14 protein-coding genes, 1 tRNA gene and 1 pseudogene are annotated in these 15,714 nt (G+C 58.5%); 4 read left to right on the forward strand and 12 right to left on the reverse strand.

The genetic code is table 11. The features are described from left to right. Positions 1-598: 598 nt before the first annotated feature. The 5 genes from gpmI to H4Q31_RS18765 form a co-directional block, all read right to left on the reverse strand. Positions 599-2,134, reverse strand: a complete 1,536-nt coding sequence (gene gpmI / locus H4Q31_RS18745; RefSeq protein WP_185180592.1) for a 2,3-bisphosphoglycerate-independent phosphoglycerate mutase — start codon at positions 2,132-2,134, stop codon at positions 599-601. Position 2,135: 1 nt separating this feature from the next. Continuing rightward, a complete protein-coding gene (gene tpiA, locus H4Q31_RS18750; RefSeq protein ID WP_185180593.1) occupies positions 2,136-2,891 on the reverse strand; it encodes a triose-phosphate isomerase in 756 nt (251 codons plus the stop codon). Between the two features lie 11 nt (positions 2,892-2,902). Continuing rightward, positions 2,903-4,084: a phosphoglycerate kinase gene (locus H4Q31_RS18755; RefSeq protein ID WP_185180594.1), complete on the reverse strand. Its 1,182-nt coding sequence runs from the start codon at positions 4,082-4,084 to the stop codon at positions 2,903-2,905. 102 nt (positions 4,085-4,186) lie between these two features. Beyond that, on the reverse strand, positions 4,187-5,194 hold the full coding sequence (gene gap / locus H4Q31_RS18760; protein ID WP_185180595.1) for a type I glyceraldehyde-3-phosphate dehydrogenase: 1,008 nt from the start codon (positions 5,192-5,194) through the stop codon (positions 4,187-4,189). A 130-nt stretch (positions 5,195-5,324) separates the two neighbouring features. Then, a complete protein-coding gene (locus tag H4Q31_RS18765; RefSeq protein WP_185180596.1) occupies positions 5,325-6,347 on the reverse strand; it encodes a sugar-binding transcriptional regulator in 1,023 nt (340 codons plus the stop codon). A 294-nt stretch (positions 6,348-6,641) separates the two neighbouring features. Between H4Q31_RS18765 and H4Q31_RS18770 the strand changes: the two genes are divergently transcribed. The 4 genes and pseudogenes from H4Q31_RS18770 to H4Q31_RS18785 all read left to right on the forward strand — a co-directional run bounded on the left by H4Q31_RS18770 (position 6,642) and on the right by H4Q31_RS18785 (position 9,341). Continuing rightward, a tRNA-Arg gene (locus H4Q31_RS18770) sits at positions 6,642-6,716 on the forward strand. A 122-nt stretch (positions 6,717-6,838) separates the two neighbouring features. Then, a pseudogene (clpP, locus tag H4Q31_RS18775) lies at positions 6,839-7,429 on the forward strand (ATP-dependent Clp endopeptidase proteolytic subunit ClpP); the annotation flags it as partial. A gap of 217 nt (positions 7,430-7,646) precedes the next feature. Beyond that, positions 7,647-7,916 (forward strand): sporulation histidine kinase inhibitor Sda, encoded by a 270-nt coding sequence (gene sda, locus H4Q31_RS21695; protein WP_245347488.1) that lies wholly within the window; start codon positions 7,647-7,649, stop codon positions 7,914-7,916. Between the two features lie 171 nt (positions 7,917-8,087). Then, the gene (locus tag H4Q31_RS18785; protein ID WP_185180598.1) at positions 8,088-9,341 is read left to right on the forward strand and encodes an MDR family MFS transporter; all 1,254 of its coding nucleotides are present in this window, start codon (positions 8,088-8,090) and stop codon (positions 9,339-9,341) included. Positions 9,342-9,435: 94 nt separating this feature from the next. Here H4Q31_RS18785 and H4Q31_RS18790 read toward each other — a convergent pair whose 3' ends face one another. The 7 genes from H4Q31_RS18790 to trxB form a co-directional block, all read right to left on the reverse strand. After that, entirely contained in the window at positions 9,436-10,203 is a 768-nt protein-coding gene (locus H4Q31_RS18790) for an SIMPL domain-containing protein (protein ID WP_185180599.1), read from the reverse strand. A 170-nt stretch (positions 10,204-10,373) separates the two neighbouring features. Then, the gene (locus H4Q31_RS18795; RefSeq protein ID WP_027092613.1) at positions 10,374-10,643 is read right to left on the reverse strand and encodes an HPr family phosphocarrier protein; all 270 of its coding nucleotides are present in this window, start codon (positions 10,641-10,643) and stop codon (positions 10,374-10,376) included. 103 nt (positions 10,644-10,746) lie between these two features. After that, positions 10,747-11,682: a DNA-binding protein WhiA gene (gene whiA / locus H4Q31_RS18800; RefSeq protein ID WP_185180600.1), complete on the reverse strand. Its 936-nt coding sequence runs from the start codon at positions 11,680-11,682 to the stop codon at positions 10,747-10,749. A gap of 6 nt (positions 11,683-11,688) precedes the next feature. Beyond that, positions 11,689-12,690 carry a gluconeogenesis morphogenetic factor MgfK gene (gene mgfK / locus H4Q31_RS18805; protein ID WP_281064878.1) on the reverse strand — a complete coding sequence of 334 codons (1,002 nt, stop codon included), beginning with the start codon at positions 12,688-12,690 and terminating at the stop codon, positions 11,689-11,691. A 9-nt stretch (positions 12,691-12,699) separates the two neighbouring features. Then, a complete protein-coding gene (gene rapZ / locus H4Q31_RS18810) occupies positions 12,700-13,590 on the reverse strand; it encodes an RNase adapter RapZ (RefSeq protein ID WP_185180601.1) in 891 nt (296 codons plus the stop codon). A gap of 102 nt (positions 13,591-13,692) precedes the next feature. Further along, positions 13,693-14,643 (reverse strand): ROK family glucokinase, encoded by a 951-nt coding sequence (locus H4Q31_RS18815; protein ID WP_185180602.1) that lies wholly within the window; start codon positions 14,641-14,643, stop codon positions 13,693-13,695. Positions 14,644-14,758: 115 nt separating this feature from the next. After that, positions 14,759-15,709: a thioredoxin-disulfide reductase gene (gene trxB, locus H4Q31_RS18820; RefSeq protein ID WP_185180603.1), complete on the reverse strand. Its 951-nt coding sequence runs from the start codon at positions 15,707-15,709 to the stop codon at positions 14,759-14,761. Positions 15,710-15,714: the final 5 nt, after the last annotated feature.

Genomic DNA, 15,714 nt, shown 5'->3' on the forward strand with positions numbered 1-15,714 from the left:
GTGAAAAAGATGTTGTGCGCCGCCGCCAGCCTCATGCCTCGCCCGTAAGCCGGCGAGCTTCCGCCGCTCTGTAACCCGATATTTCCGGCTTACAGAGCTCTCGCGGCGCTTCCGCCGCTCTGTAACCCGATATTTCCGGCTTACAGTACTCTTGCGGCGCTTCCGCCGCTCTGTAACCCGACTTTTCCGGCTTACAGTGCTCTTGCGGCGCTTCCGCTCCTCTGTAACCCGATATTTCCGGCTTACAGTGCTCTTGCAGCGCTTCCGCTCCGCTGTAACCCGACTTTTCCGGCTTACAGTGCTCTCGCGGCGCTTCCGCTCCTCTGTAACCCGACTTTTCCGGCTTACAGTGCTCTCGCGGCGCTTCCGCCGCTCTGTAACCCGACTTTTCCGGCTTACAGTGCTCTTGCGGCGCTTCCGCCGCTCTGTAACCCGATATTTCCGGCTTACAGAGCTTTTGCGGCGCTTCCGCTCCTCTGTAACCCGACTTTTCCGGCTTACAGAGCTCTTGCAGCGCTTCCGCCGCTCTGTAACCCGACTTTTCCGGCTTACAGCAGCAGCGGCAGTGGGGAAGCAGCGGCGCCAGCTGGCCGACGCCCTACTGAACCAGCGTCTTGCCGGTCATTTCCTTCGGCTGCGGCAGCTCGAGCAGCGTCAGCATCGTCGGCGCTACGTCGGCGAGGATGCCGCCTTCGCGCAGCGTCACGCCTTGCTTCGTCACGATGCACGGCACCGGATTGGTCGTGTGCGCCGTGAACGGACGGCCTTGGTCGTCGATGACCATGTCGGCGTTGCCGTGGTCGGCGATGATGACGGCGACGCCGCCCTTCGCCACGATGGCATCGACGACGCGCCCGAGACACTCGTCCGTCGCTTCAACCGCCTTGATCGTCGGCTCCAGCATGCCGGAGTGCCCGACCATGTCCGGGTTCGCGAAGTTCAGGATGATCGCGTCGTGCTTCTCCGCCTCGATCTCCTTCACCGCCGCATCCGCCACTTCATACGCGCTCATCTCCGGCTGCAGGTCATAAGTAGCGACCTTCGGCGAATTGATGAGGATGCGCGTCTCGCCCGGGAGCTGCACGTCACGGCCGCCGCTGAAGAAGAAGGTGACGTGCGGGTACTTCTCCGTCTCGGCGATGCGAAGCTGCGTCTTGCCTTGCTGCACGAGCACTTCGCCGAGCGTGTTGTCGAGCTCCTTCGGCTTGTAGGCGACGAAGCCGCCGACCGATTCGGAGAACAGCGTCAAGCAGACGAAGTACAGGTTCTTCGGGAACTTGTCGCCGCGGTCGAAGCCGCGGAAGTCTTCGTTGGTGAACACGTTCGACAGCTGAATCGCACGGTCCGGACGGAAGTTGAAGAACACGACCGCATCCTCCGCTTCGACCAGCCCGACCGGTTTGCCGTCTTCGCCTACGATAACGGTCGGCATAACGAATTCGTCCATGACCGACTTCTCGTAAGACTCCTTAACCGCTTGGATCGGGTCCTGATAAGCCGGGCCTTCGCCATAGACCATGGCGCGGTACGACTTCTCCACGCGTTCCCACCGCTTGTCGCGGTCCATCGCGTAGTAGCGGCCTTGGACCGTTGCGATCCGGCCGATGCCAATCTCCTTGATTCTCTCCTGAAGCTGCGTCAGATAACCAACCGCGCTGTCCGGCGCCACATCGCGTCCGTCGAGGAACGCGTGGATGTACACTTCGGACAGCCCTTCCTTCTTCGCGAGCTCGAGCAGCGCGAAGCAGTGCGCGATGTGGCTGTGCACGCCGCCGTCGGAGAGCAGGCCGTACAGGTGCAGCTTCTTGCCGTTCTGCTTGGCGTGGCGAACCGCGCCAAGCAACGTTTCATTTTCATAAAAATCGCCTTCCCGAATCGACTTCGTAATCCGGGTCAGGTCTTGATACACGATGCGTCCCGCGCCGATGTTCAGGTGGCCGACTTCCGAGTTGCCCATCTGCCCTTCCGGCAGGCCGACCGCTTCCCCTTGCGCCGTCAATTGCGTATGGGGATAAGTCGACCATAGACGGTCGAAGTTCGGCTTCTTCGCTTGAGCAACGGCGTTGCCGTGCGTCTCCTCGCGAAGGCCGAAGCCATCAAGAATAATTAGCGCTACCGGTTTAGGTGCCGCCATCTTACTTTGCCCCCTCGACCAGGGCTGCATAGGAATCCGGCTCCAGGCTGGCGCCGCCCACGAGAGCGCCGTCGATGTCGGACTGGCCGAGGTACTCGGCCACATTGTTCGGCTTCACGCTGCCGCCGTACTGGATCCGTACCTTCGCCGCGACTTCCGCGCCGTACAAGCCGCTCACGACGCTGCGAATAGAAGCGATCGCTTCGTTCGCATCCGTCGCCGTCGACGACTTGCCGGTGCCGATCGCCCAGATCGGCTCGTACGCGATGACGACCTGCGCCGCTTGTTCGGCGGTCAGGCCCGCCAGAGCCGCTTCCGTCTGCACCCGGTTCACTTCATTGGTCTTGCCAGCCTCGCGTTCTTCCAGCTTCTCGCCGACGCATAGAATCGGAATCAAGCCATGCTTGAAGGCCGCGTGAAGCTTCTTATTAACTGTCTCGTCCGTCTCATTGAAATACTGACGGCGCTCGGAGTGCCCGACGATCACATAGGTCACGCCGAGATCCTTGAGCATGACGCCGCTGATCTCGCCCGTGAACGCGCCGTTGTCTTCATAATGAAGGTTCTGCGCGCCGACCTTCAGCGACGTCCCCTTCACCGCTTCCACTAGAGCCGGAAGCGCGGTGAACGGAGCGCAGATGACGCTCTCGACGCCGGCGACTTCCGCCTTGCCCTTCACGCCGTTCACGAAAGCGACTGCTTCGGAGACGGTTTTGAACATTTTCCAGTTGCCTGCGATTATCGGAGTTCTGCTCATCGGATTCGACCTCACTTATCGTTAAGTGCTACAACTCCCGGAAGGGCTTTGCCTTCCATGAATTCAAGCGATGCGCCGCCGCCGGTAGAGATGTGGTCCATCTCGCCCGCAAGCTTGAACTTCTCGGCTGCCGCCGCGGAGTCGCCGCCGCCGATAACCGTGTAAGCCGAAGTCTCGGCGCAGGCTTGCGCTACAGCGCGAGTGCCGTTCGAGAAGGCATCCACTTCGAATACGCCCATCGGTCCGTTCCAGACGACAAGCTTGGAATTCTTGATGACGTCCGCATAGATCTCGCGCGTCTTCGGCCCGATGTCGACGCCTTCCTTGTTCGCCGGAATGCCGTCAATGCCGACGACTTCCATGCCCACCGGCTCCTTGAAGCTCTCCGAGACGACGATGTCCGACGGCAGGTACAGCTTCTTGCCCATCTTCTTCGCCTTCTCCACGAATTCCTTCACCGTCTCCAGCTTGGAATCGTCGCACAGAGAGAGGCCGATCTCATGGCCTTGCGACTTGAAGAACGTATAGGAGATGCCGCCGCCGATGATGATGTTGTCCGCGATCTCGATCATCTTGTTGATGACGTCGATCTTGTCCTTCACCTTGGAGCCGCCGACGATCGCCGTGAACGGACGCTCCGGGTTGTTCAGCGCCTTGCCGAGCACGTCCAGCTCCTTCTCCATCAGGAGGCCGGAGACAGCCGGCAAGTGATGCGCGATGCCTTCGGTCGAAGCGTGTGCGCGGTGAGCGGCGCCGAAGGCGTCGTTGACGAAGATGTCCGCGAGGGACGCGAACGCCTTCGCCAGCTCCGGATCGTTCTTCTCTTCGCCTTCATAGAAGCGAACGTTCTCGAGCAGCAGCACGTCGCCCTCGTTCAGCGCATCCGCCTTCGCTTGCGCGTCCGGGCCGATCGCCTCGTTCGCTTTGGCTACCGGCTTGCCGAGCAGCTCGGACAAGCGAGCGGCTGCCGGCGTCAGGCGCAGCTCTTCCACGACTTGGCCCTTCGGGCGGCCGAGATGGCTCGCCAGGATGATCTTGGCGCCGCGCTCGATCAGATACTTGATCGTCGGCAGCGTCTCGCGGATCCGGGTATCGTCGGTGATCGCTCCGTTCTCGAGCGGTACGTTAAAGTCGACACGGACGAACACTTTCTTGCCAGTCACATCGATATCGCGAATGCTCTTCTTGTTCATGGTCAGCTCTCCTTCGGCAGGTTCTACTCTATCCTTAACGGACTTAAAGAGGAGCGCGTGGACTCCTCTTTAAATGGCCGTTCTGCGGAATATGCTCTAGTCTTACAGACCTTTGCTGGCGATGTACGAAGCCAGGTCGACGACGCGGTTCGAGTAGCCCCACTCGTTGTCGTACCAGGAGACGACTTTGACCATGTTGCCTTCCACGACCATCGTGGACAGCGCGTCGATCGTGGAGGAAGCCGGATCGCTGTTGTAGTCGCTCGAGACGAGCGGCTCGTCGGAGTAGTTCAGGATACCCTTCAGCGGGCCTTCGGAAGCAGCCTTCAGCGCGGCATTCACTTCTTCAGCCGTGACGGATACTTTCAGCTCGGCTACCAGGTCGGTAACGGAGACGTTCTTCGTCGGCACGCGCATCGACATGCCGTTCAGCTTGCCCTTCAGCTCCGGCAGAACCAGGCCGATTGCCTTGGCCGCGCCCGTGGAAGACGGGATGATGTTCTCGGCCGCAGCGCGAGCGCGGCGCAGATCCTTGTGCGGCAGGTCGAGCACTTGCTGGTCGTTCGTGTAGGAGTGAACGGTCGTCATCATGCCCTTGACGATACCGAACTTCTCATGCAGCACCTTGGTGAACGGAGCCAGGCAGTTCGTCGTGCAGGAAGCGTTGGAGATGATCGTGTGGGAAGCCGCGTCATACTTGTCTTCGTTAACGCCCATAACGATCGTGATGTCTTCGTTCGTCGCCGGAGCGGAGATGATAACCTTCTTCGCGCCGCCCTTCAGGTGGGCTTCGGCCTTCGACTTCTCAGTGAAGATACCCGTAGACTCAACGACGATCTCGGCGCCGACGGAAGCCCAAGGCAGGTTAGCCGGGTCGCGCTCCGCGAATACTTTGATCGTCTTGCCGTTCACGACCAGCGCGCCATCCGCTACTTCTACCGTTGCCTTCAGGCGGCCGTGCGTCGTGTCATATTTAAGCAAATGAGCGAGCGTATCGACGTTCGTCAAGTCATTGATTGCAACCACTTCTACGTTCGGGTTGTTCAAGGAAGCACGGAATACGTTGCGGCCGATTCGTCCAAATCCGTTGATACCGATCTTAACACTCATGAATGGTTCCTCCTTGGAAAATCCTTGTTTTAATTTGATCTATAAGAGGCGCATTAATGCGCCAAGACCACATGGATCGCATGCCAATTCTTCTTCGGTCTCGCGCGGGGACGCGCGCAAGGCCCATCGATTAAGCGCGGCGCAGCGCTTCCTCCGCCGCGGCTTCGTCCGTCACGAGCACGTCGTCGTGGCCGAATCGCATTACCGAGGCGATCGCTTCGCCCTTGCTTCGTCCGCCGGCCAATCCGATGACCGTGCCTGCGGCTTCGATATCCTCGAGCCGCAGACCCGCCGTTACCATCCGGTGAACGACTCGGCCCTCCCGGTCGAAGTAGTATCCGAACGCTTCCGCCAGCGCGCCGTCTCGGATCAACTCATCGATCGTCTCCTGGCTCAGCTTCCGCCGCCGGGCCATCGTTGCCGCATCGCCGATGCCGTGGACGACGATGCGGGCGGACCGGATCATGTCGACGACTTCCCGGACGTTCGGCTCCTGCATGATGCTCTGATAGGCATCTTCGCTGAGATGGTCCGGCACGTGCAGCATCCGATACCGTGCGCCCGTTCGCTTGGCGAGCTCCGAGGCGATGGTGTTCGCCTGATAGTCGACGCTCTCGCCCAGGCCGCCTCGGGCAGGCACGAACCAGTTGTCCTTCATCGGTGCGCTCACCTTGAGGTGGGCGGCCATCCGGGCCATCGTCGTGCCGCCCATGACAGCGACGATATCGCCTGGCTCCATCGATTGGGCGAGCACGCGGCTGCCCGCGCGCCCAATCTCCCGCTTCACGTCGTCGGATTCGTCCGAATCGCCGGCTACGATGACGACCTTGCGCAGACCGAACTTCAGGCGAACCGCCTCTTCGAGCTCGGACAAGCCGAACAGTTCCTTGACGAGCGGCTCCAGCTCTTCGAGCAGCCGCCGGCCGGCTTCGCTAAGCGTTACGCCGGATGTGCCGGCATCGAGAAGCCCCTGCTCCCTCAGCAGATCAAGCTCGGCCCGGAGCGTTCTCTCCGTCAGATCCAAGCTGGCGGCTAGGCTGCGCCGTCCCATCGTTCCTGCGACGAAGATGCGGTGGAGAATCTTGTACCGCTTCTCCATGACTTGCACTAGGTCGGGAACGAGCTTCTTCTGAATATGAAGGATGTCCCGCAAAAGTTAGGCCCCCCTTTGCCGGTTGGCCTCGGCATGTATGCAAGCGATAGCTGGACGCTTTATGTCCCGCCACACCCATTTAAGTCCCACAACCACATTTTAACGAAACCTCCCTTCTTATGCAAGGGACGCCTTCAAATATTTGCCCTCTTTTCATTTTCGGATTCGTATTGCTTTTTACACCTCGATCGCCTATAATAATTTTTGCTGTCCTTTAACACAGCAGTTACTGGCAACTAAGCAGTTACTGGCAACAGAGCAGTTAATGCCTGCATGCCATTGACAGCTATCCATGCGCCCGTGGTCCAACGGATATGACGCAGGCCTCCGGAGCCTGAGATTGGGGTTCGATTCCCTACGGGCGCGCCATATAATCGACACAGACGAAGCGATCGCTGATGCGGCCGCTTTTTTTTGATCTCGTCGGTTTGACTTTCTTTGACTTTTGTTTGCCAATCCTATAAAATGAGGAAACTAACCATTCGAAGGAGGGTTCCCGTATGAGTTTCGTCCCAATGGTCATTGAACAGAACAATCGCGGAGAACGGGCCTACGATATTTATTCCCGTCTACTGAAGGATCGCATCATCTTCCTGGGCACCGGCGTTAACGATGTCGTCGCCAACTCGATCATCGCCCAGATGCTGTTCCTGGCTGCCGATGACCCGGAGAAGGACATCAGCCTCTACATCAACTCCCCTGGGGGTTCGATCACGGCCGGCATGGCAATCTACGACACGATGCAATTCATTAAGCCCGATGTGTCGACGATCTGCGTGGGCATGGCCGCCTCCATGGGCGCCTTCCTGCTGGCTGCCGGAGCCAAAGGCAAGCGCTATGCGCTGCCGAACAGCGAAGTGATGATCCATCAGCCGCTCGGCGGGGCGGAGGGTCAAGCGAGCGACATCGAGATTCGCGCGCGCCGCATCCTCAAGCTGCGAGACAAGCTGAACCTTATTCTGTCCGAACGCACCGGCCAGCCGCTCGAGAAGATCGAGAAGGATACCGACCGAGACAACTTCATGGATGCCGAAGAAGCGAGAGCCTACGGACTCGTCGATAAGGTTATCGAGAAGCTGTAAGAGCCGCCAGCTATCCTATCCAAGAAGGCCCCTTCAAGCGCGTTCGCCGCTTGCCAAGGGGCCTTTACCACACTTATCTCATTCTGTCAACAGAAATTCAAAGCTCTGAATCCCCCCTCTTCGAAATCAACTACACATGGTATGCTACTAAGTGAACATTCCATAAACAACCATATCTAGCTGTGGTCTAGAAATACCGCAAAGGGGGGATCCCCGTATGAGTCGCTCATCCTATTCACTCCGGCTCGTCTCAAGCGAGAAGAAGGCTTCGAGGCCGTTATTCAGCGAACCGCAGGACGCAGACACATCATCGAATATGTTCTCCGCGCGCAGCCTCAGCGACAAGGCATTGCTGCTTCGTCCGCTTAAAGACGAACATCTGCTGGAAGTCTATCGCGAAGCCAAGAAGATGAATCTGTCTTCTGAATTCATCGAGCTTCTTGAAGAAGCGATTGAGATGCGTGAGTTGGGCCGTTTAAAGGCATAACAAGCACGAATTAGAGTACGAATGCGCATAAGCGCCTTCCTGACGGAGGGCGCTATTTTGTTTGTTCCGCATCCGGATTCGGCCGGCGATCAATCATCATTCTCCTTCTTGTATCTGAATAGAGGCGCGTTGTATGATGGATGAACACTTGCCTCTTGGAGCTAACATCTCATGAAATTTAAAGATTGGGACCTTAATCTTAAGATCCGGTTGGGCGGAGAAGCCGCCACTAACCTTCTGTTCTGGACGTTCTACCCGTTCTTGTCCATCTACTTCGCAGAGTCGTTCGGCAAGAGCTGGGCGGGCCTTCTGCTCGTCTTCTCGCAGATTCTCTCGGTGTTCGCCAACCTCATCGGCGGTTATTGCGCGGACCGCTTCGGCCGCAAGCGGATGATGGTGATCGCCACGGCCGGACAGAGCTTCGGCTACGGCCTCTTCGCGTTGGCGGCGACGCCTTGGATCGACTGGCCGGCGGCCAGCTTCGCCGGCTTCTCCATCTCGAGCCTGTTCGGTGCGATCTATTGGCCCGCCAGCCAGGCGATGGTGGCGGATGTCGTCCCGGAGAAGGAACAGTCCCATGTCTTCGCCATCTTCTATACGTCGACGAACATGGCCGTCGTTCTCGGCCCGCTGATCGGCACTCAGCTGTACGTGAATTATCCGTTCGCCGTGCTGGGAGCGGCAGCCGTCGTCTGCGCGCTGATCTCCATCGTCCTGGGCCACATGCTGACCGAGACTCGGCCTCGCGGCAAGGAGGCTGTCTCTTCCGCGAGCGTCAGCTGGCGGGGCGCCGTCTGGAACCAGCTGCGGCAATACCGCATCATCGCGTCCGACCGGGTGTTCCTGATGTATATCACGGGCGGAATCTTGGTGGCTCAGACCTTCATGCAGCTGGACCTGCTGTTCCCTGTCTATCTGGAGGATACCATTCGATCGGTCGCCTTCCTGAACTGGCAGCTGACCGGCGAAGGCCTGTTCGGCATTATCGTCTCGGAGAACGGCCTGATGGTCGTCCTGTTCACCGTTCTAGTCACCCGGATCATGAACGGGCTGCGAGACCGCTATGCGTTCATCGGAGGCTCTCTTATATTCGCGGCCGGCATCTACTTGTTCAGCCAAGCATCCGGCTTCTGGGGCTTCTTCGCCGTCATGGCTGTGTTCACGCTGGCCGAGCTAATGACCGCCGGGCTGCAGCAGACGTTCATCGCGCGGCTCGCGCCGGAGCATATGCGCGGCCAATACTACGCAGCGGCGAGCCTTCGTTACACGATCGGCCGCACGATCGCGCCGCTGTCGATTCCGCTCGGCGAGTGGATTGGCTACAAGCCGACCTTCCTCGCGCTGGCCGTGTTAGCGGTCCTATCCGCCGTCGTCTACAACCAGATGTTCAACTGGCACGAGCAGCCGGCGAGAAGCACATCATAGCATCATTGTTCGCGATACGCCAATTACGCCAAGCGGCCGTCCCGAGCCAGATCAGGTAGACCCGGCGGGACGGCCGCTTGCTTTTTCGACCCGATTACTTCATCTCATACTGCACAGTGACGCTCGTTCGAATCTCGATCTGCCCGCCCTGAACCGAAGTAGAGGCTGCCGAAGCGGCTGCATCGAACGACAGCTTGGCGCTCTCCGCGCGCACCAAGGACGGAATCTCCGCTGCGTCTCCCTGCACGATATTGAGAACCGCACCCAGCTGCCGCTTCGCCGAGGAAGCCAGCACGCCTGCCTTCGCGTCCGCGTTCTCCATCGCCTGCTTGAGCGCCTCCAGCTCGTATTGCTCCTGCTTCTCCGTCCCGAAGCTGACACCGTTCATCCGGTTCGCTCCCGCGGCCGACAGCGCATCCAGCAGCTTGCCGATCTCCTCCAGCTTCCGGTAAGCGACCTGCACCGTGTGATCGGCCACATAGCCCTTCAGCACTTGGCCTTCCTTCTCGGTGTAGTTATACTCCGGCTGCACGTTGAAGCTCGTCGTCTGCACGTCCTTCTTGTCCATAGCATACGTCTCATAGAGCGTCTTCTCCACAGCTGCGAATTGATCCGCGTTCGCCTGTTGAGCCTCTTGGGCCGTCTTGCCGCGCGTCTCCACCGTGAACGTCACATAGGCGACGTCCGGTTCGACCTTAATCGATCCCTCGGCGCCTACCGTAATGGTGTTCAAAGCCGAATTCGCGGTCTCTGCCGACACGGAAGCCGCCTCCCCTCTGTCGCCGAATCCGATCCAGCCTACCAGCATCGCAGCTGCGATAAGTGCCGCAATCGGCAATCCTCTTCTCCAGACCATCGCCATTCATCCCCTTCCAACGTTTGTCTTCTCGACGCCGCTCTTAGGCGAAAGGTTGCATGTACTATCCGATTCTATCCGAAAATCACTGCTTGCAAGCAATCCCGAATAGACTCGGTTAATACGCCCCGCAGAAACGCAAAAAGCTCCCTTCCGGGAGCTTCGAGCTTCAGTTCTTATTGGTTCTCGAGTTCTTCCTTGCTGACTAATTGGACTAAAGCGGTTACAGCTTGCTCGGCGTCCGAACCTTCCGCGCTGATGGACACCTCGGTGCCCGAGCTGATCGCCAAGCTCATGATGCCCATGATGCTCTTGGCGTTAACCTTCTTGTCGTCCTTCTCCACGAAGACGTCGGAGGAGAATTTATTGGCTTCTTGAACGAATAAAGCCGCCGGCCTGGCGTGAAGCCCCGTTTTTAGCCGAACAACCACGGGCTGTTTGGTCATGGAACGGATACCCCCTATCTTTGTTCATCAATCCCCTAATCGGGACTCGCCGTGCATGGTCTGCTTTCTATTATATCTTGTTGTCAAGCTTTTCGCCATACGCTTATGCGCCGCCGTTCCGGATTTTTTCTGCCCACTCGTCTATCTTCCGCAGACGATGGTTGACGCCGGACTTGCTGACTTGGCCCTTCAGCATGTCTCCGACCTCCTTCAGATTCAGATCCGGATGCTTCAATCGAATCTCAGCGACCTCCCGCAGCTTATCAGGCAAGTTCTCCAGACCGACTTCCTTCTCCAGCAGCTTAATGTTGTCGATCTGGCGTACGGCCGCTCCGATCGTCTTGTTCAAATTCGCGGTCTCGCAATTGACGATCCGGTTGACCGAATTGCGCATGTCCCGCATGATCCGGACGTCCTCGAACTTGAACAAGGCCTGGTGCGCGCCGATGATACTCAGGAATTCGATGATCTTCTCGCCTTCCTTGATGTAGAGAATGAACCCCTTCTTGCGTTCGATGAATCTAGCGTTCAACTGGAACTTGTTCGCCAGCTCGACGAGCGCCCGGCAGTGCTCCTCGTACATCGACGCAATCTCCAGATGATAGGAGGACCCTTCGGGATTGTTCACCGAGCCGCCAGCCAAGAATGCGCCTCTTAGATATGCCCGCTTGCAGCAAGGCTTGCGGATCAAGTCCTTGTCGATCGACGATTGGAACAGGAATCCCGTGCTCGTAATCTTAAGCTCCGCCAGCAGCTGCTCGACCCCGACCGGAACGCGCACAATGTATACATTGTTCTTCTTGAGCCGCATCTTCTTGCGGACGAGCAGCTCCGTCGGAACCGCATAATGCCGCTTGAGCAGCGTATACATCCGCCTTGCGATCGCGGCATTCTCGGTGGAGATGTCGAGAACAATCCGTTTGTTGGTCAGTTGCACGGAACCGTTCATGCGAATGAGCGCGGATAACTCCGCCTTCTCGCAGCACGGCTCCGCTTCGGCCATCGTCAACTCTTTCTTCGTTTGCGCCGCGAAGGACACCGCATCTTACCCCTTTCTTTGCACCCAATCCGTCACCAACTGGTAGATGTGCTGGCTAAGCTTGGAAGCGTCATGGCGAAGATAGGTTCTAAACAGCACCAACGTATCGGCGATAACCTTGTAGCCTCGCCTGGTTACCTCGTCCATGTCGACGAGCACCGCTTTGGAGCCCTTCTCCGCGTACATCGAGTGAACTTGCTCCGGAATCTCTCCGTCATTCACAATGACATAATCGAATATCGGATGCCCGATATGAGCTTGTATGGCATCCAGATGATTGCTGACGCTATAGTCGTCGGTCTCTCCAGGCTGTGTCATCACGTTGCATACGAAAATCTTGATCGCATCGCTGTTCACGATCGCTTCCGCCAATTTGGGCACGAGCAGATTGGGGATGATGCTCGTGTACAAGCTGCCCGGCCCCATCAGAATCGCATCTGCCTGTTCAATCGCCCCTACCGCTTCCGGCAGCGGATCCACATCTGGCGGCTCAATGAACACCCGCTTGATCGCCCCGCCGGCCTTCGGAATGGACGACTCACCTACGACGACGCTGCCGTCCGACATCTCCGCCTTCAGTACAATCGCTTGATTCGCCGCGGGAAGCACGCGGCCGCGGACGGCCAGAACCCGGCTCAGCTCGCGAATGCCTGTCACGAAGTCGCCCGAGATGTCGGTCATCGCCGCTATGATCAGGTTGCCCAGGCTGTGCCCGGCCAACCCTTTACCATTGTTGAAGCGATAGGAGAGCATCTCGGCGAGCAGCGGTTCGGCGTCGGCGAGCGCCGCCAGCACGCTGCGGATATCACCCGGGGGCGGCATCTGCAGCTCTTCTCGCAGAATGCCGGAGCTTCCGCCATCATCGGCGACCGTCACGATAGCCGTTATGTCGAGAGGCTGCTGCTTCAACCCTCGCAGCATGACCGATAGGCCGGTCCCTCCCCCGATGACGACAATGCGGGGCAATCTGCCCAATATATTCAAGGAAGCGCTTGGCTTCGGACTCATCCCTTCACCTCATCCATGACGATCGCGATCGGAGTCGCGGTGGCTGACTTTGACCGCCTCCGTCTCGCTCGCGCCGAGCATTCGCCCGAGGTACTCGGCGAGGGCGACCGAGCGATGCTTCCCTCCGGTACAGCCGATTCCGATAATCACCTGGCTCTTGCCTTCCTTGTGATAGAGCGGAATCAGATATTGCAGCATATCCAGCAGCTTGCCTAGGAACGTCTGCGTCTCTTGCCACTTCATCACGTAGTCGTACACTTCCGCATCCTGGCCTGTCTTCGGCCGAAGATGTTCTACGTAATGAGGATTGGGCAGGAACCGAACATCGAAGATCAGGTCCGCGTCGATCGGGACGCCATATTTGAACCCGAACGAGATGACGTTGATCGACATCGTGCTACGATCGAGGTTGGAGAATCGGGATACGATCCGCTCCTTAAGCTGGGCCGGCTTCAGGCTGCTCGTATCGATCACCTGCGTAGCCCAGCCCTTCAGATCTTCCAGCAGCTTACGCTCCGAATGAATGCCGTCCAGGAGGTTGCCGTCCGGGGCGAGCGGATGGCGCCGGCGGCTCTCCTTGTAGCGCTGCACCAAGACGCTGTCCGTCGCATCCAGGAACAGAATCTCGTAATGGATAGTGAAGTGCTCGCGCATATAGCCGAGCGATTCGGACAGCGCCGTGAAGAACTCCCTGCCGCGAAGATCGATGACGAGCGCCACCTTGCCGATTCGGCCCTGCGATTGATCGATCAACTCGGCGAACTTCGGAATGAGCACCGGCGGAAGATTATCGACGCAGAAGTAGCCGAGGTCTTCCATGCTCTGAACCGCTATCGTCTTGCCGGCTCCGGACATGCCTGTGATGATGACCAACGTCGGCTTGGTTATGATCGTATCCATGAGTCCGTCCTTCCTTTCTCAGATAAGCCTCCGATAGTCATAAATCCTTAAATAGAGAAGGCGCCCGAACACCGAGTCTCTCGGCGTAGCAGGCGCCAATGATCATGCGCGAAGGAACAGCCCCGCCGCGCCGACGACTCCCGCGTTGTTGCCCAATTCTGCCGCGACGATATCGACGCCTTCATGCGCTCTTTGCGGAGACAGCTTGCAGAAGACTTCCCGGATTTGTTCGAACAGGAATTCTCCTGCCTTGCTCACTCCGCCTCCTAGAATGAATCGCTGCGGATTGACGACAACAGCTACCGCCGCCATCGACTTGCCGAGATAGAAGGCCGCACGGGTGACGATACGGGCAGCCACTTCGTCGCCCGCCTTGGCTGCGTCGAATACTTCCTTCGCCATAATCTTCTCGACCGCGGCGAGAGAGGTTCTGTCACCGCGCGCTACCGCATCCTTCGCCATGCGGATAATACCCGTCGCGGAGGATACCGTCTCCAGGCAGCCGGATTGTCCGCAGTTGCATTGGATTGCTTCGAGATCCGGCACGACGGACATATGCCCGAGCTCGCCGGCCATGCCGCTGAAGCCTTCGATCAAGCGGCCTCCGACGATAATGCCGCCGCCGACGCCGGTGCCCAACGTGTAGCAGACGCAATCGCTCACACCTTTGCCAGCGCCGCCCCAAGCTTCGCCGAGTGCGGCTACATTGGCGTCGTTGTTGATCTTGACCGGTTTGCCGATCTTGTCTTCCATGATCTGCTTGACCGGGACGTCCCGGAACGGAAGATTCGCGCTGAAGTTAATGATTCCGTTCGGTATGTCAAGGAACCCTGCGATGCCGATGCCGACCCCTTGAACCTGCTCCCACTCCGGCGTACCGGGAGGAACAAGTTCCTTCACGTAAGCCGCAATGTTGTTCAGAACCGTCTCGCTTCCTCCGTCCGCTTGGGTCGGGCCCTCATGCGTGCGAAGGAGCTCGCCTTCGGCATTGCACAGCCCAACTTTAATAGCGGTACCGCCAAGATCTACGCCAATGTATAAAGCTTGAGACATAATGATGGACACCTCGAGATCGTAATGGGATTGCCTAAATCATGATGATAGATGAATCGTCTGAATAATTGTCCGTTCAACAAATCCGAGCTTAGCTATGCCATGCAGGCCAAGTTCAGTTAAGCGATACGCTCCAGTCCTGCGCAGCAGCCCCTTCGAGGAACTTCTCGCAATCCAGCGCAGCCATACAGCCGCTGCCGGCTGCCGTAATGGCTTGGCGATATTTCGTGTCTTGGACATCGCCGCAAGCGAAGACGCCAGGAATGTTCGTCTCCGTAGAACCTGGCTTCGTTAAGATATAACCATGCTCATCGGTCTCCACTTGCCCGCCGAGGAACTTCGTATTCGGCGTATGGCCGATCGCGATGAAGACCCCGTTCGCCTCGAGAATCTCTTCTTCGCCCGTCTCATTGTTCCGCACTTTGAGGCCGGTAACGCCCATCCCGTTCGCCACGACTTCCAGCGGCGTGCGGTTGAGGCCCCATTTGATCTTCTCGTTCTCCTTCGCGCGGTCCTGCATGATCTTGGAGGCGCGCAGCTCGTCGCGGCGGTGAACCAACGTCAATTCGGAAGCGAAGCGCGTCAGGAAGTTCGCTTCCTCCATCGCGGAGTCTCCGCCGCCGACGACGATAATCTTCTTCCCGCGGAAGAAGAAGCCGTCGCAGGTCGCGCACGTGCTGACGCCGCGGCCGACATTATCCTTCTCGCCCGGAATGCCCAAGTACTTAGCGGATGCACCCGTGGAGATGATGAGCGTCTCGGCTTCCAGCGTCTCGCCGCCTTCCAGCGACAGCTTGAACGGCCGCTTGGACAGCTCGACGGAATTGACCCAGCCAGTGCGGAATTGAGCGCCGAAGCGTTCTGCCTGCTTGCGCATGTTGTCCATGAGTTCAGGACCCATGATGCCGCCAGGGAAGCCAGGGAAGTTCTCGACCTCCGTCGTCGTCGTCAATTGGCCGCCCGGCTCCGGGCCTTCGATGACGAGCGGGTTCAGGTTCGCGCGCGCGAGATAGATTGCAGCCGTCAGTCCGGACGGGCCGGTTCCGATTACGATGGATTTGTACATGTTGT

This window comes from Cohnella lubricantis (genome assembly GCF_014212015.1).
GTDB classification, from domain to species: domain Bacteria; phylum Bacillota; class Bacilli; order Paenibacillales; family Paenibacillaceae; genus Cohnella; species Cohnella lubricantis.